Origin of the sequence: Fictibacillus sp. NRS-1165, assembly GCF_050468105.1 — a bacterium.
Classification (GTDB): domain Bacteria; phylum Bacillota; class Bacilli; order Bacillales; family Fictibacillaceae; genus Fictibacillus_C; species Fictibacillus_C terrinigri.
In genome coordinates this window covers 171,400-194,037 of sequence record NZ_JBDPNU010000019.1, presented here as the reverse complement: position 1 = coordinate 194,037, position 22,638 = coordinate 171,400, and the positions used below count along the sequence as shown (strand labels likewise).

Below are 22,638 nucleotides of genomic sequence, written 5' to 3'. Positions count from 1 at the left end.
TGGTTCATTACTATACTCCTATTATATGTGCTTGTTCGGGGGATAGAATGAGGGTGAACGCAAAGAGACTGGAATGGACTTTGCCCATTCCTTGTCTCTGCGCTGAAGGGATGGATTTTAGAGGGTCTCTTTTAGCGACAGTATGTCTGACAACGGTAAATAGGAGGGTGTTTATGAGGATCAGAAAGGAAGCTGAACTGGAGTGGGCGATACAAAAATATGATGTTATGGCGAAGGGCTGCCAGTATTACAGCAAGATCAGAAACATGTTCCATGAGGCAAGAGGGGAAGAAGATTATGATAAAAATTTTCAATGCATTGGGAGAGATAGAGAGTTTTCCCTATTCGAGGAAAGCCTTTCTTAATACAGCCGAACATGTTTGGGGTTATTTCAAAAAGGCGGCTACACAGGAAGAAAAGAATCGATTCTTTTATCTGCTTGCCCCCTGCCGTTCCATACCGGGCGGCTTTTTGCTTTCTCAGCCTGAATCTGCAAAGCTATTGAGCTATATTAGTGTGTCGTATCCCAGCCCTTATTTGGGGAATTCTGCTTTATTGAAAAAGGTGCCAGGCACCCGCCTTTGACATATGTCAAAGAGCGGTGCCTGGCACCTAAAAAGATTAGATTGCTTCTGTGCTGTAGCTCATTTGGCGTTCGAGTTCCTCTGTGTGCTGCTTGGTTTGCTCAGGTGTCCAGCTTAAGTGTTTGGCCATCAAAGCAATTCCTTTTTCTTTCCATTGGCGTACGTAAGCAATGTCAAAGTACATCGCACTTGTACGGCGGATGAAGTAATCCGCAGGTGTTGTCGCCATCTCTTCGTCCATTGCATAGATCAATGTGGCATAGACGTTGACCGGCAATTTATTGAGATCGGCTTCTTTTTGGCCGTCCCGGATGATCTCAAACAGACGGTCAACATTGGAACCGTATTTCTTTACGAGTTGTTCCGCATCTTCCTTGCTTAAGCCGAGGTTTTGGCCCTCCGATACTTTTTGGCGGATATATTCAGGGTAGTGGCTGCTTCCTCCTACGTTCCCGCCTGATAGAACAAGGTGTTTCGTATTGCTTGTGTCGTATTTGATTCCTGCTTCCTCTTCAAGCTGGCCAGCTACGATATCTGCTACTTTTTCTGCCATTTTACGATATCCGGTTAACTTGCCGCCAGCAATCGTGATCAATCCTGAAGGTGAGAAGAACACTTCGTCTTTCCTTGAAATTTCAGAAGGATCCTTTCCTTCTTCGTGAATCAATGGGCGTAATCCAGACCAAGAAGATTCGATGTCTTTTTCAGTCATTTTCACGTCCGGGAACATGAAATTGATCGCTTTTACGACATAATCAACATCATCATGCGTAATTCTTGGATTTTTTAAATCCCCTTTGTAATCCGTATCTGTCGTACCGACATACGTTTTGCCTTCACGAGGAATCGCAAACACCATTCGTCCGTCTGGTGTGTCAAAGTAAACCGCTTGGCGGAGCGGGAAGCGCTCCTGGTCAATCACAAGGTGGATTCCTTTTGTATGGTGAATTCTTTTTCCTTTTTTGGATTTATCGATATCGCGCAGTTCATCGACCCACGGACCCGTTGCGTTTACAATTTTCTTCGCATGGATTTCGTGCACTTTGCCGGAAACTGTGTCTTCAGCTTTTACACCCAGTATCTTGCCGTCGTTGTCATAGATGAAATCTATGACTTTAATGTAGTTGACTGCTTTTCCTCCGCGGTTCACCGCTTCTTTCATGATCTCAAGGGTTAGACGGGCATCATCTGTTTTATACTCTACATAATAACCGCCGCCAAGCAGTTCTTTATTTTTCAAAAGGGGTTCGCGGTTCATGGTTTCGTCCTTGCTCAGCATCTTTCTGCGTTCTTTTCGTTTGACGCCTGCCAAGAAGTCATACACCTTTAAACCAATGGATGTAGAAAACTTGCCGAACGTTCCTTTTTTATAAAACGGAAGAAGCATCCATTCTGGTGTAGTAACATGCGGGGCATTTTCATAAACGATCGCACGTTCCTTCCCCACCTCTGCAACCAGACCGACTTCAAACTGTTTTAAGTAGCGAAGTCCCCCATGGACAAGTTTAGTAGAACGGCTGGACGTGCCTCCGGCAAAGTCCTGCATTTCCAAAACGCCGGCTTTCATTCCGCGAGTCGTGGCATCAAGCAGAATTCCTGCCCCTGTTACTCCGCCCCCGATGACTAACAAATCAAGGGAAGCGTTTTTCATATCTTCTATATATTGTTCCCTTTTATTGCTTGAAAATTGATTACCCATATCACGCCACTCCTTCTTTTTTCCATCTATTTATTCTTTTCCTAAACTACGTCATTTAAAGCGTTTTTTTGTAGGGAGAACAAAAAAAAGAGACCACAATATCCCTGAACCTATCTCAGGGTATTGTGGTCTCTCCGTAGCTCCGACCATTATTAACTTAGTGCTATCATAACAAGTTATGATGAAATTTGCAAATGTTGCGCTTTTATTTAAAAACTCGTGCTGCCTCAACGGCTTTTTTCCAGCCCTTGTAAAGGTCTTCGCGTTCTTTTTCTTCCATGCTGTAATCAAAGTCTTTTTCGACCTTCCATTTGTCAGCAATGGCTTCGCGTCCGCTCCAGAATCCTGTCGCAAGACCTGCAAGATATGCCGCTCCTAAGGCTGTCGTCTCGTTGATCTCCGGACGTTCTACCGGAACACCGAGAATATCCGCCTGGAACTGCATGAGGAAATTGTTCTTTACCGCTCCGCCATCTACACGAAGCTTTTTCAGTTCAATGCCGGAATCAGCTTCCATAGCTGTTAATACATCACGAGTCTGGTAAGCAAGTGACTCCAGTGTTGCGCGAACAAAGTGTTCTTTTTTCGTTCCGCGTGTCAAACCGAACACAGCTCCTCGTGCTTCGCTATCCCAATATGGCGTTCCGAGACCGACGAAGGCCGGTACCACATATACCCCATCAGAAGAGGTTACACGTTCAGCAAGCTCTTCACTTTCGGGAGAAGTGCGGATTAGCTGTAGACCGTCACGAAGCCATTGAACAGCTGATCCCGCTACAAAAATACTTCCTTCAAGCGCGTATTCCACTTTTCCATCAATGCCCCACGCGAGTGTCGTCAATAGTCCATGCTCTGAACGCACTGCTTTTTCTCCGGTATTCATCAGCATAAAACAGCCGGTTCCGTACGTATTCTTCGCCATTCCTGTTTCAAAGCAGGCTTGCCCGAATAGCGCGGCCTGCTGGTCACCGGCAATCCCTGCAATCGGAATACTTTCACCAAAGAAGTGATAGTCGATTGTATGACCGTACACTTCTGACGAGGATTTCACTTCAGGAAGCATAGAAGAAGGAACACCAAGGATATCAAGCAGTTCCTGGTCCCATTTCAAATCATAGATGTTGTACATCATCGTTCTGGACGCGTTGGAATAATCAGTAACGTGGGCTTCCCCGCCGGTCATTTTCCACAAAAGCCATGTGTCGATCGTTCCAAAGAGCAAATCGCCTTTTTCTGCTTTTTCACGTGCCCCTTCCACATTATCCAGGATCCATTTGACTTTTGTACCTGAGAAATAAGCATCGATCAGCAAACCGGTCTTGTCTCTGAATAGGTCGTTATGGCCTTGCGCCTTCAATTCTTCACAAATATCTGCCGTCTGCCGCGATTGCCATACGATCGCATTGTAAATCGGCTTCCCGGTAGTTTTATCCCATACTACCGCTGTTTCACGCTGATTTGTAATTCCTATGGCCGCTATTTCTTTAGGAGAAGTATTCGTTCCTTCGAGCACCTGTGCTACTACCGCAAGGATGCTTCCCCAGATCTCCTGGGCGTTATGCTCAACCCAGCCTGGTTTCGGGAAGTGCTGTGTAAACTCTTTTTGCGCTACGGAAACCACTTCGCCTTCTTTATTAAAAAGAATGGCTCGTGAGCTGGTTGTTCCCTGATCTAGTGATAATACGTATTTCTTTTCCATGGAAATAACTCTCCTTTGCAAAATTACTGGTTTTTCTTTGTTATTATGTTTTTGGTTAGTTCTTGATTCTTTCACCATGGCTAAACCCCTGTGTGCCGCTTTTTCCTGCAAAGTGAGCGGCTGCCAGCACCAATGCGGAAAATACCGTCCAGCTCCAAAAGAATGCGGTTACCTTGCCTTCGAACAGTGCCTGATAGAATAATGCGCCGAAAACGCCTCCCAAAATTGGCCCGACAACAGGAATCCAGGCATACTTCCAGTTCGACCCGCCTTTGCCGCTGATCGGCAAGAAGAAATGCGCCAGTCTCGGACCGAGGTCACGCGCCGGGTTAATCGCGTAACCGGTTGTGCCCCCCAGTGACAAGCCGATCGCTACGATTAAAAATCCGACGATCAAAGGATTGAGCCCTTCTGTAAACTTATTCGCCCCGATGGATAAAAGTCCTACAAGCAAAACCGCTGTTCCTATAAACTCACTTAACAGATTCGATAATGTATGTGGAATGGCTGGATCAGTAGAGAAAACACCAAGCTTTACAGCAGGATCCTCCGTTTGTTTCCAGTGAGGTAAAAATTGGAAATATACGATAATGCCGCCTAGGAAGCCACCAAGCATCTGAGCTGCAATGTATCCTGGAACCTGAGACCAGCTGAATTCGCCAATCGCAGCCATTCCTAAAGTAACTGCTGGATTCATGTGCGCTCCACTGAATTTTCCAACAGCGTAAACTCCCATGGTAACAGCAAGGCCCCAGCCAAGTGCAACGACGATCCAGCCCCCGCCTTCTGCCTTTGATTTCTTTAAGCTAACATTGGCAACAACGCCTCCGCCAAAAATAATTAAAATCATTGTTCCGATCATTTCTCCGAGTATCGGTGACATCCCCAACACACTCCTTCCAAATTAGACAAAAGAATGAAAACTTTCTCTTAGCGGAAAAAAAGACCAGCAAAAAATTCCCTTATTTTGTGTAAGGGCGTCCGCTGATCTCCGATTCTCCGTCAAATTATTAACTTGTCTAATATTTAATCACAGCTTGAAAACGCTGTCAATGGGTAAGGATATGGGAATTTCATGAAATGTCTAATCTACCAGAGTTCTTTATCGGAAGTGGTTACTGCCACCGCTCCGCCTTTGATCGCCAAGTCAATCTCTTCTCTCGTTCGGATCAACCCGCCAGCAAACACAGGAATCCCGGTTTTTTCATGAACTTCCGTGATGATGTTCGGCATCAATCCAGGCAAAACCTCAATGAAATCAGGCTGTGTTTTTTCGATGATCTTGTAGCTGGTTTCAAGTGCGATCGAATCGAGAAGAAATAAACGCTGAATGGCCGTCAAACCCTTCTTTTTTGTCGTTGTGATCACATTCGTACGGGTTGAAATGATGCCCGCTGGTCTGATTTCCTGACAAATAAATTCTGCTGCATATTCATCTGCCTTTAACCCGCTTATTAAATCCGCATGGATAAACAGCTTCTTTTTGGCCTGTCCGGCGATTTTCACCATGTTTTTCAACTGGGCGATATGGCTGTCCAGAATCACGATGTAGGTATACTGGCTGTTCAACAATTGTTCGAGTTCTTTCCATTTTCGGACCGCCGGTAAAATGGTTTGGTTTTGAAAGCTCATTTTTTTTCCTCCAAAATGCGGGTTTCCTTTATTATATACTCTTTCGCAACAAAAAAGAAAACCGTCCTTACAGGAGGGGTTCAAACCGATCATGAAAATAGAAAAACCTCCCCGGCCAAAACCAGGGAGGCTGCTTGCTTTTTTATCTGCGGCTCGCGACATCAATACGGTTAACCGCACGCCGAAGAGCAAGCTCTGCTCTTTGGTGGTCGATATCGTTTTGACTCGTTGCCGCCAAACGGCGCTCAGCACGCTCTTTAGCTGCTTGCGCACGTTCCATTTCAATCTCGCTGGCTAGCTCAGCCGATTGAGCAAGAACGGTTACTTTTTCAGGCCGGACTTCGATAAATCCACCGCTAACGGCCACATATTGTGTTCTTCCATCCTGATGCACACGTACAGCACTGATGGTTAAAGGAGCAACCAACGGAATATGTCCTGGCATAACACCCAGCTCTCCGCTTTTCGCTTTTGCGCTGACCATATTCGCCGTTCCTTCAAACACTGGACCATCAGGGGTGACTACACTTACTTCTAACGTTTTCATTTCGTCTTACCCCCTTATAGGTTTAGACCATTGTCTTCGCTTTTTCAACAACTTCATCAATAGAACCTACAAGACGGAATGCATCTTCTGGAAGGTCATCGTGCTTGCCATCAAGGATTTCTTTGAATCCTCGGATCGTTTCTTTAACTGGTACATACGAACCTTTTTGACCAGTAAACTGCTCGGCAACGTGGAAGTTTTGAGAGAGGAAGAACTGGATACGGCGCGCACGCTGTACAACCAATTTATCTTCTTCAGATAACTCGTCCATACCGAGGATCGCGATGATATCTTGTAATTCTTTATAGCGCTGCAATGTTTGCTGAACTTGGCGTGCCACATTGTAGTGTTCTTCTCCAACAACTTCAGGAGTAAGTCCGCGTGAAGTGGATGCCAATGGATCTACCGCAGGGTAAATACCCATAGCTGTCAATTTACGCTCAAGGTTAGTCGTTGCATCCAAGTGGGCAAACGCTGTTGCCGGAGCCGGGTCAGTATAGTCATCAGCAGGTACATAGATCGCCTGGATGGATGTTACAGAACCCTTTTTCGTGGATGTGATACGTTCCTGCAATTGACCCATCTCTGTTGCAAGAGTCGGCTGGTAACCTACCGCAGATGGCATACGGCCAAGAAGGGCAGATACTTCAGAACCTGCTTGCGTGAAACGGAAGATGTTATCAACGAAGAACAATACGTCTTGTCCTTCTTCATCACGGAAGAACTCAGCCATTGTAAGCCCGGATAGTGCTACACGCGCACGCGCTCCAGGCGGCTCGTTCATCTGTCCGAAAACCATCGCTGTTTTCTTAATAACACCGGAATCAGTCATTTCGTGGAAAAGGTCATTTCCTTCACGAGTACGTTCACCAACACCAGCAAATACGGAAAGACCGCCATGCTCTTGTGCGATGTTGTTGATCAATTCCTGGATGAGTACAGTTTTACCTACACCCGCACCACCGAAAAGACCGATCTTACCACCCTTAACGTAAGGAGCGATAAGGTCAACGACTTTAATTCCTGTTTCAAGGATTTCAGTACGAGTTGTAAGGTTTTCAAAGCTTGGTGCTCCGCGGTGAATCGGATCACGGCGAACGTCGGCAGGAACCGGTTCACCAAGGTCGATGTGGTCACCAAGCACGTTAAATACACGGCCTAGTGTCGCACTTCCTACAGGAACGGAGATCGGTTTGCCTGTATCATTGATTGCCATTCCACGTACAAGACCGTCTGTAGAATCCATCGCGATGGTACGGACAGTGTTGTCACCTAGGTGAAGGGCTACTTCAAGAGTTAATTGAACGCCTTCAGCGTCAACAGTTAATGCATTCAAAAGTTCCGGAAGACTGTCATCAAATTTAACGTCAACAACAGGTCCTAGAATCTGAGTTATATAACCTTTATTCATCGTTTCCCCTCCTAACTTCTGGCACTGGTTTGTGCCGGCATGCCTGAATGAGGCATAAAAATCTATTCGAGTGCCGCAACCCCGCCGACAATCTCGGTAATTTCCTGAGTGATGGCAGCTTGACGTTCACGGTTATACGTAAGCGTAAACTGGCCGATCAATTCGTTTGCATTGTCAGTTGCATTTCTCATCGCTGTCATACGAGAAGCATGCTCCGCTGCTTTAGCGTCCAATAACGCTCCGTAGATCAAGCTTTCAGCATACTGTGGAAGCAAGACTTCTAGAATCTCTTCTTCAGAAGGCTCGTACTCGTAAGAAGCAGTTGATGTGCTCGCTCCATCAAAGTCAGCCAGCGGAAGGACTTTCTTTTCCGTCAGCTCTGACTGGATGGCACTGACGAAATGGTTATAGTACATGTAAAGCTCGTCAAACGTTTCGTTCGCATATAGATTGACCGCTTTGCTCGCGATCGCTTTAATGTCTGCAAAAGATGGCTGGTCAGCCAGACCGGTAATGCTGTCCAAAACCGGCATGTTTCGGCTCTTAAAGAAGTTAAGGCCTACCTTACCTACAACGATGATCGCATATTCATCAGGAGACTGATGGCGCTCTTTAATCGTACGGAAAACGTGACGAAGAACGTTGGAGTTATAGGCACCTGCCAAACCGCGGTCTGCTGTGATGACAAAATATCCCGTCTTTTTCACAGGACGGCTAAGAAGCATAGGATGGCGTGCGCTCTTGCTTCCTGAAGCGATGCTGGAAACCACCTCCTGAATTTTATCCATATAAGGAACAAATCGTTTGGCGTTTTGCTCAGCACGGTTCAAGGCAGCAGCGGATACCATCTCCATCGCTTTTGTGATCTGCATTGTCTTTTTTGTTGCATCGATTCTAGCTTTAATATCTCGTAATGCCACTCGTATTCACCACCTTTTATTTAAGCTGGTTGCAGGATGCATACAGCATCCTGCAGTTATCTATTAGAAAACATTATTTTACTGTTAACACCGGATCCAGCTTCAGCCGCCAGGGACTCGAGACACTTCACTCTCTCACCCCGACACAAAAACCGTGTTGAAGCACAAGAGTTCCAGTGCTTTTCGTCCTTAAACAGCGGCTTCAGTTTTTCTTATGCAAAAACTTTCTTGAACGCTTTGATCGCATTGTCCAGCTCGTCGCCTTCTGGAAGTTTTCCAGTGGTTTTGATTTGGTCAAGAACGTCTTTAGAGTTGGTCTCCATGTAAGCATGAAGCTCTTCTTCAAATCGTGTGACATCTTCAACTGCTACATCGTCAATATATCCTCTTGTGAGGGCATAAAGGCTGGCAACTTGAAGTTCTACGCGAAGCGGTTTGTGAAGGCCTTGTTTAAGCACCTCAACCGTACGCGCACCACGGTTAAGTTTTGCTTGAGTCGCTTTATCCAAGTCAGAACCGAACTGAGCAAATGCTTCAAGCTCACGGAAAGAAGCCAGGTCAAGACGGAGTGTACCGGATACTTTGCTCATTGCCTTGATCTGAGCGGATCCCCCTACACGGGATACGGAGATACCTGCGTTGATCGCAGGACGTACACCGGAGAAGAACAGGTCAGACTGCAAGAAGATCTGTCCATCAGTAATGGAGATTACGTTTGTCGGGATATAAGCCGATACGTCACTCGCTTGTGTTTCAATGAACGGAAGCGCCGTGATTGAACCGCCGCCTAGATCGTCGTTTAGTTTCGCTGCACGCTCAAGAAGGCGTGAGTGAAGGTAGAAAACGTCCCCTGGGTAAGCTTCGCGGCCTGGAGGACGGCGAAGAAGCAAGGAAAGTTCACGGTAAGCTGCTGCTTGTTTAGAAAGATCATCATAAATGATCAAAACGTGTTTTCCATCCCACATGAACTCCTCAGCCATGGATACACCAGAATACGGCGCCAAGAAAAGAAGAGGAGCAGGCTGGGAAGCACTTGCAGAAACAACAATTGTGTAATCAAGAGCTCCATGCTCGCGAAGTGTTTCAACAACGCCAGCAACCGTAGACTCTTTTTGCCCGATGGCAACATAGATACAAATCATGTCTTGATCTTTTTGGTTGATGATCGTATCGATCGCTACTGCTGTTTTACCAGTTTGACGGTCTCCGATAATCAGCTCACGCTGTCCGCGTCCGATTGGAACGAGGGCATCGATCGCTTTGATACCTGTCTGAAGCGGCTCATGTACAGACTTACGAGCCATAACTCCTGGAGCTTTTTGCTCGATTGGGCGTGTTTTTACCGTTTCTACAGGCCCTTTTCCGTCAAGAGGAAGACCAAGCGGGTTAACCACTCGTCCTAAAAGTTCAGGTCCAACCGGAACCTCCATGATTCGCCCTGTACGTTTCACTTCGTCCCCTTCACGGATTTCCTGGTAAGGTCCGAGAATGATGATACCTACGTTGTTTTCCTCAAGGTTCTGGGCCATACCCATAACACCGTTAGAAAATTCAACAAGCTCACCAGCCATAACATTATCCAATCCATGCGCACGGGCAATACCGTCACCGACTTGAATAACTGTACCGACATCGTTTACTTCGATTTCAGACTGATAGTTTTCAATCTGTTTCTTTATTAAAGCACTGATTTCTTCAGCTTTAATGCTCATGAATTTCACCCCTATCTTTTTAGCCTTGCGTAGCGGCTAATTGACGTTCAATACGCTCTAATTTTCCGCGGACACTTCCGTCAAAAATACGGTTGCCGATGCGGATTCTTACGCCCCCCACGAGGCTTTGGTCAATAATATTTTCAATGCGCAGCCGCTGCTTGCCTGCTGGTTTCGCAAACGTTTCCTCAAGCTGGCGTTTTTCATCTTCAGATAACAAACGGACAGAGTAGACAGTTGCATCAGCAATGCCGCGCGATTCATTTGCTAATTCAATGAATTGGCCGGCCATCTCTGTGATCAAACCTTGGCGGTTGCGGTCGATGAGCAGGAAAACCGTGTTCAGGACCGATGCCGAAATATCCGTGCCAATGATGTCTTTTACGATTTGTTTTTTCTGTTTTTCAGAAATTTTCGGGTGGTTTAAAATCCTTTCAATATCATGGTTTTGTTCCATGATGCTTTTTACGAGGCGAAGCTCAGCTTCTGCCTTATCAAGATTCTCTTTCCCTGCTACTTCAAAAAGCGCTGATGCGTAACGTTTTGCAATTACTGTCAAATCTTTGCTCATCTAGCTTCGCCTGCCTCTTGAAGGTAATCCTGGATTAACTTCTCCTGGCTGCGCTCATCTAGTTCTTTCGCAATGACTTTAGAAGCAATCATAACGGATAGAGAAGCGACTTCGTTACGGAGAGTAGCCACAGCTTTTTCTCTTTCACTGGCAATGTCAGCAAGCGCTTCTTCTTTTACACGGTTTGCTTCGCCGCGGGCAGCCTGAATGATCGCTTCCCCTTGGACTTCACCTTGTTTTTTCGCATTTTCGATGATCGCTCTTGCTTCTTCGCGCGCTTGTTTTAATTCTTGAATTTGTGCAGCGAGATGCTGTTCCGCTTCCTTGCGGCTTGTTTCTGCTGCTTCGATTTCATTTGTTATATAAGATTGACGCTCTTTCATGATGCCCATTAACGGACCCCATGCATACTTGCGTAACAAGAGCATTAAGATTATGAATGCTAGTAACTGGAAGAGAATATCTCCGCCGTTAACACCACCGGTTGCAGCACCTAAAATTAAGGATTGCACGGTATTTCCTCCCTTCAATAGGTCATACATAAGGAATGGCGAAGAAAAGTTCCAGTTTTGAAACATGCTTCGCCATTATTGAGATCTTTTTAAATCTGCTGTTATTACTTCCCAAGAACGATAAATGCAATAACAACACCGATGATAGGAAGTGCTTCAACTAACGCAACCCCGATAAACATTGTTGTTTGAAGCGTACCGCGTAGTTCTGGCTGACGAGCAACCCCCTCAACTGTACGTCCTACGATAAGACCGTTACCAATACCTGCACCTAGTGCTGCTAGACCGATTGCAATTGCTGCTGCAATAAGATTCATTTTTGTATTACTCCCTTCTATTCCCCTGTAAATTTTATTTTTTTGTTCCCGGCTATTTGGCCGGAAACGGAAATTATATTAATTAATGGTCATCAGCCACTTTATGGGCTAAATAAACCATTGTTAACATGGTAAAGATAAATGCCTGGATAGCACCTACGAAAACCGAGAACCCTTGCCATACAATCAATGGGAAGATTCCCAGGATACCAGCAAAGATACCTTGGTGTGAGAGACCCACGAGAAGGCCGAGAAGAATTTCACCGGCATAGATGTTACCGTAAAGCCGAAGACCCAGCGTAAGTGTGTTTGCGAATTCTTCAATCAGCTTTAATGGGAAGAAAAGCTTGAATGGTTTGAAGAACTCTGAACCATATGCTTTAGCACCCTTTAACTTCACTCCATAATAATGGCTTAAAACCACTACCATAACAGCGAGCGTCAATGTGATCGTCGGGTCTGCTGTCGGGGACTTCCACCATAATTCATGTCCGAAAGCTACTGCAAACGGCAGTCCCAGCATATTGGAGACAAAAATGTACATAAGCAGCGTGAGTCCTAACGTTAGAAAGCGTCCGCCGGTATGCCAGTCCATTGTGCTATTAATGATTCCTTTTACAAAGTCCACTACCCATTCTAGGAAGTTTTGCATTCCGCCCGGTCTCATGGACAAGGCACGGGTAGCCAGTACAGCAATCAGGAAAACAATAAGTGATGAAACTGTAATCATCAATACGTTAGACAGGTTAAATTGCAAACCCATAAACGTATGTATCGGAGCTTCGTGTTCCACCTGTGTTCACCTCTTTTCCTTTGGAGTACGTATGGTTTTAGTTAGTGAATCTATTAACATGATAATATAGACCGTCATCAATCCAATTACCACACTTAACAAATTGAAGAATTGCGGGAATCTCATGGCAATTAGCGCCGCGAGACCTCCCATGAGAAGTCTTGATAATGAGCCCATTGTCCTGACTTTCTGCTGGTTAATGACTGCTTGTCCGAGCCGCTCGATACTGGAGTACATACTCCAGAGATTAAATAGACTGAACAGGGTGCCGAATGATAAACCGAGGAAGATGGATTTGTAGGACGTTACTCCGTATCCGAGGACAAAAAAAGAGAGCATAAAGAGTGTATACTTTATGTATCTTCTGTAGGTCATGGTGTACTCGGTCATTTGCGTTCTTCTCCTGATTGGTTGGATAATAAACGGATCATGCCATAAACTCCGGCTCCAAGCCCTAGAAACAAGCCAATGATGAGGAACAAAGGACTTGTTCCCGTGAAGCGATCCAGCCACATACCGCCGAAAAGTCCAAGCAATATACCTCCAACTAGTGTTGACAATATACCTGACATTAATGCCATTGCTTTATAAGGCCGTTTCCCGGTGCTCATCGCATGGACTCCTTCCGAAATATAAGCAAGAGTTCAAAATATTAGGAAACGCGCTAGTCTCCTAGTATGAAAACCTTACCATATTCCCTTTGTAAGGATACAATAGCGGTACCTCGGTGTCAACGCAATTAGGGGTTAAATATCGTATAAATTGTGGAAAATCTGTCACAATTCCTATATGTTTATTCAAATGCTCTATAATATTGCTATTCCTTAGGAAAATCGCGGGATATTTCACCTTATTAATTGTTCATTTATGTATAATTTTTATGTTTTTGCTAACACTTTTGAGTGATAATCGATTCTCGAGGAGGCTATCACTTGAAGCTCAATAAAACTGGATTTTTATTCGCTTTTTTTCTGATGGTTTTAGGGGCATGCATGAATAATAATGCAACCGATCGGAAAAACAATGTTGAACCCCATCAGGCCGGCTACTACGAAGACCAAAACCGGAACAATCGGGCCAACATGTCTACCGAGCCGATGCGCCAGGATTATGCGAAATGGGGAAAAATTGCCCTGGAGCGCACGAAGGAAAAGTATCCAAACAGCACGATCAGCGACTACCAGTACGACACACGCCGTGTCAATGCCGATGGTACGGTTATTGATTTCTTTGACTTCATCGTAACGGAGAACAGAGTGGAAAAAGACGTTAAAGTGAAGGTACTGCATGATCCGGACAACGGAAAACTTATTTCCGTGGGGTTTGAGGAGATCAGCTGATTTTGTTAAAAACGGCCCTTTCGTTTGTTTCTGGATGCCCAGGAGTGAGCGGAGGGGTATTTTTGCGTTTTCTGGACAATAAAGTGACGGTGGGGCCAACTTAAGCTTTTATTATGAAATTCCTGATTTTATTATCAAAAATCTCTTTTTAATATTGAAAAAACCGATCTATTATCGAAACGGACGCATTTATTATTGTAACGGTGATACACGCCCCCCATCGACACATTCGGTACATTCATTTTGCCTGACGGGCAAAAAAAAGAAGCAACTGGAGACTTTCCAGACGCTTCTTCAACTTCAATTATTTTGTTCCGAAAAGGCGGTCCCCTGCGTCACCCAGACCAGGAACGATGTAACCGTGATCATTGAGTTTCTCATCGAGGGCTGCCAAATAGATATCAACTTCAGGATGGTCTTTATGGATCAGTTCGATTCCTTCTGGAGCAGCAACAAGACACATCAGCTTGATGCTTTTCGCTCCACGGCTCTTAAGGGATGTGATGGCTGCAGCGGCTGAGCCTCCAGTTGCGAGCATCGGATCGATTACGATAAAGTCGCGCTCTTCTACATCGGAAGGAAGCTTGACGTAGTATTCAACAGGCAAAAGGGTTTCAGGGTCGCGGTACAAACCGACATGCCCTACTTTCGCTGCAGGAATCAATTTTAAGATGCCGTCTACCATTCCAAGGCCGGCACGAAGAATCGGTACAAGTCCGAGCTTTTTCCCAGCGATGACTTTCATTCGTGCTTCGGCTACCGGAGTTTGAATCGTAACCTCTTCAAGCGGAAGATCACGCGTGATTTCAAAAGCCATCAACCCCGCTACTTCATCTACAAGCTCACGAAATTCCTTTGTTCCTGTTCCAACGTCACGAATATGTGTTAATTTATGCTGTATCAATGGATGATCCAAAACCAAAACATTACCCATCCTGCTACCTCTCCTTTTTGACAACGGGTTCTACAACTCCCGAGCTTCTTTTCTTTGCACATAACCTCTTCAGCATTTTACAGAAAAAGAAGGACTACTTCAAGTTCTAAAAAACTTCCAGTAAAAAATGTCATTGTAAAGATCGTATAAAGATTGCAAGAGTTCCCTCAAACTGGTTCCTTACCTTGTTACCATTGAAGTATTAACACGGAGAAAGGAATGATAAGGTGAACAACAATCAGCCTCGCGATCCTGTCTATTTTAATGAAATTCACTTTTTAAGAGCTTTTGCATGCATCGGGGTGCTCCTTGTCCATATTTCGGCTGCTTATTATAACCATCATGGACAAGTCTTTAACTGGTTTACGTTCGGCATCAACCAGCTTGCACGTTTTGGAACGCCGACTTTTGCAGTGATCAGCGGATTTTTGCTGTTTTTTCAGGTCAGGAGAAGGGGTTTTTATGCAAAATCGTTTATCAAATCGAGGACGGCAAAAATCATTATGCCCTTTTTGATTTGGAGTCTATTCTATTTATTGATCACCAAGTATGTAGTTCATGGCTCCATTCCGGCTGACCCTAAAGAATTTCTTATAAAGTTTACTCTCGGCGAGTCGTTCTACCACCTTTATTTCATGGCAATCGTCATCCAGTTTTATCTGTTATTTCCCGTATTTCAGCTTATTAAGTCCACAAAGGCATGGGGGATTACGCTTTTCGTAACCTTTTGTATCAACGCTTATTTTTCCAGACTGAAAGATTTTTCTTTCTTTGAAAACAGGATGGATATGCTCATCATGGACCGGGTTTTTCTGCTATCCTGGATTTTTTTCTTTATGTTTGGAGGCTTCATGGCCTACCACTGGGACAGCGTAGTACGATTTACGAAAAATCGGCTGCTGCTTCTTTCTGCACTCAGCGTCCTCGTCTATGCAGGAGCTATTATGGAATATAAAATCATGGGATCTGTCGCCTCAAAGCGCATGACCAATTTAATCAACATTCCGGTATTATGCCTTGCTAGTATTGGTCTATATGTCATTATTCAAAAGCTGCCCTTTATACGTGACCGTTTATATACAGTAGGAACCCTTTCTATGGGTATTTATCTTGTTCACCCGGTTGTTATTCTTTTTGTGAGCAAAGTGATGCCGAAACAGGGCTGGCAAACCGAAACCCTGCCGTTCATGTTTGTACTTGTTTTGGCCCTCACTGTATTTCTTGTAAAACTGATTCAGCTGATGCCTTTCTATCAATATGTGATCCCCGTACCACGGCCAAAAGGAAAGCTCCATCATGGGCGAAGAGACGCGGCTTAACCCTTTAAAACAAGCTGTCAAGATGAAAAAAAGCAATCCTTTTAAACGGATTGCTTTTTTAGCATGATCATACTGACAGTGATGACAGCAAAAGCGGCAAAGGCAAGCATGGGGATCGTGACGAACCCAAGCCAGTTGATATAGTCCTGTGAGCACGGCACACCCGATGTGCACACTTCAAACTCCTGGAGTGCAGGAATTTTCTGCAGTGCGATATGATAGCCTGACACAATGACACCTAAACCAGAGAGAGGCAGCACATAACGTGCAATTCTGCTGTCATGGGTATAGAACGCTACACCGAGAATGACGGCAAGCGGGTACATGAGAATTCTCTGGTACCAGCAAAGCGTACACGGGATGTAATGCAGTACCTCACTGAAATAAAGGGAGCCGATCACCGCGATGAGGGAAGCGAGCCAGCTCAGCAACAGCGGCTTGTTCATCTTACTTTTTCCCCTTAGCGGCTTCTTCTACTTGTTTCTTAAAATCTCCGTACGTGCTTCCCGTGAACTTCTTGCCGTTCACAAACAGCGTCGGGGTGGAGTCCACGCCAAGCTTGCTTACGAGCGCCTCGTCCGTTTTTACATCCTCATCATGATTGGAGCTGCCGAATGCCTTTTTCACCTTGGCCGCATCCTTCTCAGAGGTAGCCTCCGCAAGCGTCTTCACCAGGAAGTCCTCTGTAAAAATGTCCTGTTTTTCATATTTATGGTCTATCGGCTGTTTTTTGTAAAGCAGCTCATGGAACTTCCAGAAGCTGTCGTTGCCAAGTTCTGAATAAACGGTTTCCGCAAACTGCGCCGAACGCCTTGAATCCACGTTAATGAACGGATAATGGATAAAATAAAACTTAATTTTTCCCGTTTTAATTAAATCTTTATCGACTTCCGGGAAGAATGTCATGTTGAAGTTTTTACATACCGGACATTTATAATCTCCAAATTCGATGACTTTTACATCGGCCGACTCATCACCCAGGAAAGGCTGGCCTTTATAATCAATCGAGGCACTCTGATCGGAGTCTTTCCCCTTATCGCCAAAATTCCCTGCAAATAAGACGACAATGATACCTGCAGCAATAATGCCGATCACCCAGAAAATCCAGCTTGAAGATTTTTGGTTTTTGCTGCGCACATAATTCCTCGGTTTTGCCTTGCCTTTTGATTTTGGTTTTTGCTTAGCCATCTTTTCACCTCTACTACCTTAAATTTATTTACTAACTATTCAATCACAGACCAATTCTACTTAAGAGTATACAAGTTTTCTGCAATTTACAAATGAACATTCTCTTAACTTTATAGGATTTTGGGTGGGGGTGCCGTTCTTTAAGATCAAAAAAAGACGCCCTCTCCAGGACGCCTTTCTCCATTCTCTTTTCTTACTCGTAAAGTTTATACTTTCCGGCAAGGTCTGCTACACGATCGCTCGCTTCCTTCAATGTTCCTTCATCTTCAGGATTTTTCACAACGAGAGCAATCAGGGATGCAATTTCATCCATGTCTTCAAGTCCGAAGCCGCGGGATGTAACAGCAGCTGTTCCGATACGGATTCCGCTGGTGACAAACGGGCTTTCTTGATCGAATGGAATGGTGTTTTTGTTAACGGTAATCCCAACATCATCCAATGCTTTTTCCGCAATCTTGCCGGTAATGCCCAGCTTGCTGACGTCGATCAGAATCAAGTGATTATCCGTGCCTCCGGAGACAAGAGTGATTCCTTGTTTTTCAAGGGATTCAGCCAGCCTTTTTGCATTATCAACAATTTGTCCTGCATAGGCTTTGAAGTCCTCGCTCAACGCTTCGCCGAACGCGACAGCTTTAGCCGCAATCACGTGCATAAGAGGTCCCCCCTGGATTCCAGGGAAAATGGATTTATCAATCTTCTTGGCAAACTCTTCTTTACACAAAATCATTCCGCCTCGAGGACCGCGCAATGTTTTATGTGTAGTTGTTGTTACAAAATCAGCGTAAGGCACCGCATTCTCATGAAGTCCCGCTGCCACTAACCCAGCGATATGAGCCATATCTACCATGAGGTAGGCTCCAACTTCATCGGCGATCTCACGGAACTTTTTGAAATCAATTGCTCGTGGATATGCGCTCGCACCTGCAACAATGACCTTCGGCTTGTGCTCAAGCGCTTTTTGGCGGACATCCTCATAGTTGATCAAATGAGTGTCTTTGTCCACTCCGTACTCGACAAAGTTATACAATACGCCGGAAAAGTTAACCGGGCTTCCGTGGGTCAAATGACCTCCGTGGGAAAGATTCATACCGAGAACCGTATCACCTGGTTCTAATACGGTAAAATACACAGCCATGTTTGCCTGTGCACCGGAGTGAGGCTGAACGTTGACATGTTCCGCTCCAAAGAGCTTCTTGGCACGGTCTCTTGCTAAATCTTCGGCTACGTCAACATATTCGCATCCTCCGTAATAACGGCGACCTGGATATCCTTCTGCGTACTTATTGGTCAGTACGGACCCTTGAGCCTCCATTACCGCTTGACTTACAAAGTTTTCTGATGCAATAAGCTCAATTTTATTCCGCTGACGACCTAGTTCGTCCTGTATAGCAGCAAAAACTTCTTGATCTTGAACAGCTAGCTTTTCCAAGTGTGTGCATCCCCCTCGTGTAAAAGTCCTTAATTCAAACCCATTGTAACACAGCCTCCAGGGGATTTGTTATGTCTCTTTTAATTTAAAACGGAGTAGGCGCTTCCAATTTTTTTAGTATAGCAAAAACAGTCCCCTCCAAAAAGAGAGAACTGCTTCTGTCTATTATTGTTCGAGCCTTTTTCTTTGGAAATCTGCGATCTTTTTATAATCGTCCTCCAGGCTGCGTGATACAGAGAGGAAGATGGACATGAGCTCCTGATACGTTTCGACATTGTCAGGATTAGGCTTATGCTGATGTGTGCTGCCGACCATCTCAGACACGATGGAGAAATCATCAATTTCTTCCAACGCATATAATCCAAGGATGACCGCACCAAGGCATGAGCTTTCAAAGCTTTCCGGAATGGTCACATCCTGATTGAAGATGTCAGCCATCATCTGGCGCCAAAGCTCAGAACGGGCAAAACCTCCTGTTGCCTGCACTCCTTTAGGAATGCCAATCAGTTCTTGAAGGGCGAGCATCACACTGTACAGGTTAAAAATAACTCCTTCAAGCACCGCTCGAATCATATGCTCTTTTTTATGGTAGAGCGCCAGCCCGAAAAACGACCCTCGCGCATCAGCGTTCCAAAGCGGTGCCCTTTCTCCTGCCATGTACGGATGAAATAAAAGTCCGTCAGCACCTGGAGAGACCCTTTCTGCAATCCCTGTCAGCATTTCGTACGGATCCACTCCAAGGCGCATAGCCGTCTCTGCCTCAGCAGCGCCGAACTGGTCTCTCACCCAGCGGAACGTCATTCCTCCGTTGTTTACAGGACCACCAATCACCCAATGCTTATCTGTCAGGGCATAACAGAAGGTTCTTCCTTTTTGGTCGGTGACCGGGTTGTCACTTACCGTACGGATTGCACCGCTCGTGCCGATCGTAACGGCGACAACACCCGGCTCGATGGCGTTCACCCCAAGGTTGGAAAGGACACCGTCACTGGCACCGATGATAAAAGGAGTTTCCGTTCGGATGCCCAGACTGTCGGCAAGTTCAGACGCAAGCCCTTTCACAGCATGGGTCGTTGGAACGAGGGTTGAGAGTTTTTCACTCGTAATGCCGGCAATATTCAACGCTTCCTCATCCCATTCCAATTTTTCCAGATTCATCATTCCTGTTGATGAAGCGATGGAATGGTCGATCAGAAACTCACCGAAAAGCTTGTAAAAGACGTACTCCTTAATCCCGATGAACTTGTGGGCAAGCGAATACGCTTCATTCAGTTCATGCTTCATCCAAAGCAGCTTCGAAAGCGGGGACATCGGATGAATCGGTGTACCGGTCCTTAAGTAAACCTCATGCCCGTTCAATTCATTCTTAATGATTTCCGCGTAGGAAGCGCTTCTGTTATCTGCCCACGTAATGCTCTTCGTCAATGCGTTTCCTTTAGCGTCCACCGCAATGACACTGTGCATCGCTGAACTGAAGGAAATCAGTTCAAGATCATCCGGAGAAATGAGACTTTCCGCCATATTCTGTTTTATACAAGTAATCACAGCCCTTAAAATCTCCTCTGGCTCCTGCTCTGCAGTTGACGGCGTGGGACTTAGCAGCGGATAGCCAACTGTATGCTGTGAGACGACCGTTCCTTTTCGGTCAAATATAACCGCTTTTGTGCTCGTCGTCCCGATGTCTACACCCATCAAGTACTTTTTTGAATCCATACGTACCATCCTTTCCGATCTTGCACTTGCCTGACTATAGCTTAGTATGTTACCAAGATTGATTAGAAATTACGATAAAAAGAAAAGCGCGAGCGCCCTGCTAAGGTTCGACAAGAGTGAAGCGACCAATGATGAAAAGAAGATCATACTTTTCATCTATCGAGAACCTATGCTGAAAACAAGAACATGTTTTCAGCCTGGGCGCTGAGCCAGACTCAAAAAGAGAGGGTGACAATTTTAGAATCAGTCACCCCCTTGGCTCCGAGATTATTTTTTTACCACTGCATGGCCGCCGAATTCATTGCGGAGAGCAGCAACTACTTTACCTGTGAACGTATCGTCCTCAAGAGAACGGTAGCGCATCATCAAGGAAAGCGCGATAACCGGTGCCGGAACTTGGAGGTCAAGAGCAGCTTCAACTGTCCATTTTCCTTCTCCAGAAGAGTTCATCACACCTTTAATGCCTTCAAGCTTAGGATCTTTAGAGAATGCGTTCTGAGTCAATTCCATGAGCCATGAACGGACCACAGAACCGTGGTTCCACATTTTCGCAACAGCTTCATAGTCATAATCAAACTGGCTTTTCTCCAGAACTTCGAATCCTTCAGCAATTGCTTGCATCATGCCGTATTCGATTCCGTTATGAACCATTTTCAAGAAATGTCCGCTTCCAACTTTTCCTGTATAAAGATAGCCGTTTTCCACGGAAAGGTCTTTAAAGACCGGTTCAATGATGTCAAATACTTCCGGCTCTGCGCCAATCATTGTACAAGCACCGTTTCGTGCTCCTTCCGTTCCGCCGCTTGTCCCAACATCGACAAAATGAAGCCCTTTTTCTTTCAGCTCTTCTGCACGGCGCAATGTATCTTTATAGTTGGAGTTTCCGCCGTCGATAACAATATCTCCTGGCTCCAGTACGTTTTTCAGTTCAGAAAGAACATCTTCCGTAATGTTTCCCGCAGGTACCATCATCCAAACTACACGCGGTGTGTTTAATCCGCTGACGAGCTCTTTAATGGATTCAACGCCTGTTGCTCCGTCGTTCGCAATATTTTTCACCTGTTCCTTATTCACGTCTGTCGCTGCGACTTCGTGGCCGTGGTCGAGAAGATTAAGAACAAGGTTGTAACCCATTTTACCAAGGCCGATCATTCCGATTTGCATATCGATATGCCCCTTTCAAACTTGTGAAAATTTTTTTCTTCCAAAATCATTATATACTAAAATTTTTTCCGTTTACAAGAAAATAAATTTCATATTATGATAGAGCCAGACGTCAAGGAAAAGAAAGGAAGAACGAACATGGCAGCATCTAACTGTTTATCTAAAATTCGCTCTTCTTATGGCATATTAAGCGAAAAAGAAAAAAAGATCGCTGACTTTATCCTGGAAGATCCCCAAAATATTATTCATTCGAGCATCAATGAAGTCGCAGACCATCTGGAAGTGGCCGATGCGACAGTCTTCCGGTTCTGCAAGAGGCTCGGCTTTAAAGGCTTTCAAGCTCTAAAAATTGCTCTCGCCTCTGATATCGTCGGTCCGCTTCAGGATATTCATGAGACGATTCTGGAAAGCGACACGCCTGCACAGATCGCCGAAAAAGTGTTTCAGTCCAACATCGGCACACTGGAGGATACCCGGCAGATGCTCGATGAAAAAAGTTTTCAGGCCGCCGTCGATAGCCTGCTTGCTGCACGAAAGATCGAATTCTACGGAAACGGCGGCTCAGGCATCATCGCCATGGACGCTCATCATAAATTTATCCGAACGGGCAAACCGAGCATCGCTTATACAGATACACACTTCCAGCTAATGTCTGCGTCTCAGCTTACGGAATGGGATGTGGCTCTCTTTATCTCCCATTCCGGGACGAATAAGGACTTGCTGCACGTGATGAGAGTGGCCAAAGATAACGGCTGCCGCACCATTTCTCTGACCGATTATGCGAAGTCTCCGCTTAGCGAGAAGGCGGACATCTCCCTGCACACGATCTCGAGGGAGACGGAATTCCGTTCTGAGGCGCTCTCTTCCCGGATTGCGCAGCTCAGTATTATCGACGCACTCTATGTCAATGTCATGATGGCCGGAAAAGAAGCAGCACAAAAATCGCTGCAGCGCATGCGCTCAGCGATTTCGGAGAAGAAGTTCTAGCGGGTACCTGCAGTGGTGAAGAGCTAGTTATCTTGCGGTTCGACATGAGTTACTTGCGAAAACCGCTCACTTACTTGCGAAACTGCTTGGGTTACTTGCAAAACCCGCCATTTTCATAAAAAAGCGACCCGCTCCAGCACAAAAAAACCGCCCAGATGCAGGCGGTT

25 protein-coding genes are annotated in these 22,638 nt (G+C 45.4%); 5 read left to right on the top strand and 20 right to left on the bottom strand.

The window, feature by feature from the left end:
* Nucleotides 1-173 precede the first annotated feature (173 nt).
* Together ABHN01_RS08010 and ABHN01_RS08005 are read left to right on the top strand one after the other, a co-directional pair.
* Nucleotides 174-365, top strand: coding sequence for a hypothetical protein (locus ABHN01_RS08010; protein WP_429875178.1), 192 nt, complete (start codon nucleotides 174-176; stop codon nucleotides 363-365).
* On the top strand, nucleotides 274-585 hold the full coding sequence (locus tag ABHN01_RS08005) for a DUF1722 domain-containing protein (protein ID WP_429875174.1): 312 nt from the start codon (nucleotides 274-276) through the stop codon (nucleotides 583-585). The genes ABHN01_RS08010 and ABHN01_RS08005 overlap by 92 nt, the downstream gene beginning before the upstream one ends.
* Before the next feature lie 36 nt (nucleotides 586-621).
* On the opposite strand, the gene ABHN01_RS08000 is transcribed toward ABHN01_RS08005, so the two are convergent.
* The 14 genes from ABHN01_RS08000 to ABHN01_RS07935 form a co-directional block, all read right to left on the bottom strand.
* Nucleotides 622-2,283 (bottom strand): glycerol-3-phosphate dehydrogenase/oxidase, encoded by a 1,662-nt coding sequence (locus ABHN01_RS08000; protein ID WP_429875081.1) that lies wholly within the window; start codon nucleotides 2,281-2,283, stop codon nucleotides 622-624.
* A gap of 205 nt (nucleotides 2,284-2,488) precedes the next feature.
* Complete coding sequence (gene glpK / locus ABHN01_RS07995; protein WP_290397769.1) at nucleotides 2,489-3,982, bottom strand: glycerol kinase GlpK; 1,494 nt, start codon at nucleotides 3,980-3,982, stop codon at nucleotides 2,489-2,491.
* Between the two features lie 55 nt (nucleotides 3,983-4,037).
* Nucleotides 4,038-4,865 carry an MIP/aquaporin family protein gene (locus tag ABHN01_RS07990; protein ID WP_290397768.1) on the bottom strand — a complete coding sequence of 276 codons (828 nt, stop codon included), beginning with the start codon at nucleotides 4,863-4,865 and terminating at the stop codon, nucleotides 4,038-4,040.
* Between the two features lie 206 nt (nucleotides 4,866-5,071).
* A complete protein-coding gene (locus ABHN01_RS07985) occupies nucleotides 5,072-5,614 on the bottom strand; it encodes a glycerol-3-phosphate responsive antiterminator (protein ID WP_290397767.1) in 543 nt (180 codons plus the stop codon).
* 142 nt (nucleotides 5,615-5,756) lie between these two features.
* Nucleotides 5,757-6,161, bottom strand: a complete 405-nt coding sequence (locus tag ABHN01_RS07980; protein ID WP_290397766.1) for a F0F1 ATP synthase subunit epsilon — start codon at nucleotides 6,159-6,161, stop codon at nucleotides 5,757-5,759.
* 22 nt (nucleotides 6,162-6,183) lie between these two features.
* Nucleotides 6,184-7,572 (bottom strand): F0F1 ATP synthase subunit beta, encoded by a 1,389-nt coding sequence (atpD, locus tag ABHN01_RS07975; protein ID WP_290397765.1) that lies wholly within the window; start codon nucleotides 7,570-7,572, stop codon nucleotides 6,184-6,186.
* Nucleotides 7,573-7,634: 62 nt separating this feature from the next.
* A complete protein-coding gene (gene atpG, locus ABHN01_RS07970; RefSeq protein ID WP_290399009.1) occupies nucleotides 7,635-8,498 on the bottom strand; it encodes an ATP synthase F1 subunit gamma in 864 nt (287 codons plus the stop codon).
* A gap of 206 nt (nucleotides 8,499-8,704) precedes the next feature.
* The gene (gene atpA, locus ABHN01_RS07965) at nucleotides 8,705-10,204 is read right to left on the bottom strand and encodes a F0F1 ATP synthase subunit alpha (RefSeq protein ID WP_290397764.1); all 1,500 of its coding nucleotides are present in this window, start codon (nucleotides 10,202-10,204) and stop codon (nucleotides 8,705-8,707) included.
* A 19-nt stretch (nucleotides 10,205-10,223) separates the two neighbouring features.
* Complete coding sequence (locus tag ABHN01_RS07960) at nucleotides 10,224-10,775, bottom strand: F0F1 ATP synthase subunit delta (protein WP_429875080.1); 552 nt, start codon at nucleotides 10,773-10,775, stop codon at nucleotides 10,224-10,226.
* Nucleotides 10,772-11,317, bottom strand: coding sequence for a F0F1 ATP synthase subunit B (gene atpF / locus ABHN01_RS07955; protein WP_429875173.1), 546 nt, complete (start codon nucleotides 11,315-11,317; stop codon nucleotides 10,772-10,774). Before atpF ends, ABHN01_RS07960 begins: the two co-directional genes overlap by 4 nt.
* 74 nt (nucleotides 11,318-11,391) lie before the next feature.
* Entirely contained in the window at nucleotides 11,392-11,604 is a 213-nt protein-coding gene (atpE, locus tag ABHN01_RS07950; RefSeq protein ID WP_061973519.1) for a F0F1 ATP synthase subunit C, read from the bottom strand.
* An 82-nt stretch (nucleotides 11,605-11,686) separates the two neighbouring features.
* On the bottom strand, nucleotides 11,687-12,397 hold the full coding sequence (gene atpB, locus ABHN01_RS07945; protein WP_062238317.1) for a F0F1 ATP synthase subunit A: 711 nt from the start codon (nucleotides 12,395-12,397) through the stop codon (nucleotides 11,687-11,689).
* A 6-nt stretch (nucleotides 12,398-12,403) separates the two neighbouring features.
* Nucleotides 12,404-12,787 carry an ATP synthase subunit I gene (locus tag ABHN01_RS07940; RefSeq protein ID WP_429875079.1) on the bottom strand — a complete coding sequence of 128 codons (384 nt, stop codon included), beginning with the start codon at nucleotides 12,785-12,787 and terminating at the stop codon, nucleotides 12,404-12,406.
* On the bottom strand, nucleotides 12,784-13,008 hold the full coding sequence (locus ABHN01_RS07935) for an AtpZ/AtpI family protein (protein WP_248254407.1): 225 nt from the start codon (nucleotides 13,006-13,008) through the stop codon (nucleotides 12,784-12,786). Before ABHN01_RS07935 ends, ABHN01_RS07940 begins: the two co-directional genes overlap by 4 nt.
* A 321-nt stretch (nucleotides 13,009-13,329) precedes the next feature.
* Between ABHN01_RS07935 and ABHN01_RS07930 the strand changes: the two genes are divergently transcribed.
* On the top strand, nucleotides 13,330-13,737 hold the full coding sequence (locus tag ABHN01_RS07930) for a DUF3889 domain-containing protein (RefSeq protein WP_429875078.1): 408 nt from the start codon (nucleotides 13,330-13,332) through the stop codon (nucleotides 13,735-13,737).
* A gap of 304 nt (nucleotides 13,738-14,041) precedes the next feature.
* Here ABHN01_RS07930 and upp read toward each other — a convergent pair whose 3' ends face one another.
* Nucleotides 14,042-14,671, bottom strand: coding sequence for a uracil phosphoribosyltransferase (gene upp / locus ABHN01_RS07925; protein WP_290397758.1), 630 nt, complete (start codon nucleotides 14,669-14,671; stop codon nucleotides 14,042-14,044).
* A 227-nt stretch (nucleotides 14,672-14,898) separates the two neighbouring features.
* Here upp and ABHN01_RS07920 point away from each other — a divergent pair, with 227 nt between their 5' ends.
* Entirely contained in the window at nucleotides 14,899-15,990 is a 1,092-nt protein-coding gene (locus ABHN01_RS07920; RefSeq protein ID WP_429875077.1) for an acyltransferase, read from the top strand.
* A 41-nt stretch (nucleotides 15,991-16,031) separates the two neighbouring features.
* On the opposite strand, the gene ABHN01_RS07915 is transcribed toward ABHN01_RS07920, so the two are convergent.
* The 5 genes from ABHN01_RS07915 to gnd all read right to left on the bottom strand — a co-directional run bounded on the left by ABHN01_RS07915 (nucleotide 16,032) and on the right by gnd (nucleotide 21,484).
* Nucleotides 16,032-16,436, bottom strand: a complete 405-nt coding sequence (locus ABHN01_RS07915) for a disulfide oxidoreductase (protein ID WP_429875076.1) — start codon at nucleotides 16,434-16,436, stop codon at nucleotides 16,032-16,034.
* Between the two features lies 1 nt (nucleotide 16,437).
* On the bottom strand, nucleotides 16,438-17,178 hold the full coding sequence (locus ABHN01_RS07910; protein ID WP_290397755.1) for a DsbA family protein: 741 nt from the start codon (nucleotides 17,176-17,178) through the stop codon (nucleotides 16,438-16,440).
* Nucleotides 17,179-17,371: 193 nt separating this feature from the next.
* The gene (gene glyA / locus ABHN01_RS07905; protein ID WP_429875075.1) at nucleotides 17,372-18,607 is read right to left on the bottom strand and encodes a serine hydroxymethyltransferase; all 1,236 of its coding nucleotides are present in this window, start codon (nucleotides 18,605-18,607) and stop codon (nucleotides 17,372-17,374) included.
* 165 nt (nucleotides 18,608-18,772) lie between these two features.
* The gene (gene gntK, locus ABHN01_RS07900) at nucleotides 18,773-20,320 is read right to left on the bottom strand and encodes a gluconokinase (RefSeq protein ID WP_429875074.1); all 1,548 of its coding nucleotides are present in this window, start codon (nucleotides 20,318-20,320) and stop codon (nucleotides 18,773-18,775) included.
* 267 nt (nucleotides 20,321-20,587) lie between these two features.
* Nucleotides 20,588-21,484 (bottom strand): phosphogluconate dehydrogenase (NAD(+)-dependent, decarboxylating), encoded by an 897-nt coding sequence (gene gnd / locus ABHN01_RS07895; protein ID WP_429875073.1) that lies wholly within the window; start codon nucleotides 21,482-21,484, stop codon nucleotides 20,588-20,590.
* Nucleotides 21,485-21,622: 138 nt separating this feature from the next.
* Here gnd and ABHN01_RS07890 point away from each other — a divergent pair, with 138 nt between their 5' ends.
* On the top strand, nucleotides 21,623-22,471 hold the full coding sequence (locus ABHN01_RS07890; RefSeq protein ID WP_290397751.1) for a MurR/RpiR family transcriptional regulator: 849 nt from the start codon (nucleotides 21,623-21,625) through the stop codon (nucleotides 22,469-22,471).
* The last annotated feature ends 167 nt before the right edge of the window (nucleotides 22,472-22,638 follow it).

Bases quoted from the DNA above. Each gene is read 5' to 3' on its own strand.
- ABHN01_RS08010 (WP_429875178.1), top strand. From the start codon at position 174: ATGAGGATCAGAAAGGAAGCTGAACTGGAGTGGGCGATACAAAAATAT.
- ABHN01_RS08005 (WP_429875174.1), top strand. From the start codon at position 274: ATGAGGCAAGAGGGGAAGAAGATTATGATAAAAATTTTCAATGCATTG.
- ABHN01_RS08000 (WP_429875081.1), bottom strand. From the start codon at position 2,283: ATGGGTAATCAATTTTCAAGCAATAAAAGGGAACAATATATAGAAGAT.
- glpK (WP_290397769.1), bottom strand. From the start codon at position 3,982: ATGGAAAAGAAATACGTATTATCACTAGATCAGGGAACAACCAGCTCA.
- ABHN01_RS07990 (WP_290397768.1), bottom strand. From the start codon at position 4,865: ATGTCACCGATACTCGGAGAAATGATCGGAACAATGATTTTAATTATT.
- ABHN01_RS07985 (WP_290397767.1), bottom strand. From the start codon at position 5,614: ATGAGCTTTCAAAACCAAACCATTTTACCGGCGGTCCGAAAATGGAAA.
- ABHN01_RS07980 (WP_290397766.1), bottom strand. From the start codon at position 6,161: ATGAAAACGTTAGAAGTAAGTGTAGTCACCCCTGATGGTCCAGTGTTT.
- atpD (WP_290397765.1), bottom strand. From the start codon at position 7,572: ATGAATAAAGGTTATATAACTCAGATTCTAGGACCTGTTGTTGACGTT.
- atpA (WP_290397764.1), bottom strand. From the start codon at position 10,204: ATGAGCATTAAAGCTGAAGAAATCAGTGCTTTAATAAAGAAACAGATT.
- ABHN01_RS07960 (WP_429875080.1), bottom strand. From the start codon at position 10,775: ATGAGCAAAGATTTGACAGTAATTGCAAAACGTTACGCATCAGCGCTT.
- atpF (WP_429875173.1), bottom strand. From the start codon at position 11,317: ATGTATGACCTATTGAAGGGAGGAAATACCGTGCAATCCTTAATTTTA.
- atpE (WP_061973519.1), bottom strand. From the start codon at position 11,604: ATGAATCTTATTGCAGCAGCAATTGCAATCGGTCTAGCAGCACTAGGT.
- ABHN01_RS07940 (WP_429875079.1), bottom strand. From the start codon at position 12,787: ATGACCGAGTACACCATGACCTACAGAAGATACATAAAGTATACACTC.
- ABHN01_RS07935 (WP_248254407.1), bottom strand. From the start codon at position 13,008: ATGAGCACCGGGAAACGGCCTTATAAAGCAATGGCATTAATGTCAGGT.
- upp (WP_290397758.1), bottom strand. From the start codon at position 14,671: ATGGGTAATGTTTTGGTTTTGGATCATCCATTGATACAGCATAAATTA.
- ABHN01_RS07915 (WP_429875076.1), bottom strand. From the start codon at position 16,436: ATGAACAAGCCGCTGTTGCTGAGCTGGCTCGCTTCCCTCATCGCGGTG.
- ABHN01_RS07910 (WP_290397755.1), bottom strand. From the start codon at position 17,178: ATGGCTAAGCAAAAACCAAAATCAAAAGGCAAGGCAAAACCGAGGAAT.
- gntK (WP_429875074.1), bottom strand. From the start codon at position 20,320: ATGGATTCAAAAAAGTACTTGATGGGTGTAGACATCGGGACGACGAGC.
- gnd (WP_429875073.1), bottom strand. From the start codon at position 21,484: ATGCAAATCGGAATGATCGGCCTTGGTAAAATGGGTTACAACCTTGTT.
- ABHN01_RS07890 (WP_290397751.1), top strand. From the start codon at position 21,623: ATGGCAGCATCTAACTGTTTATCTAAAATTCGCTCTTCTTATGGCATA.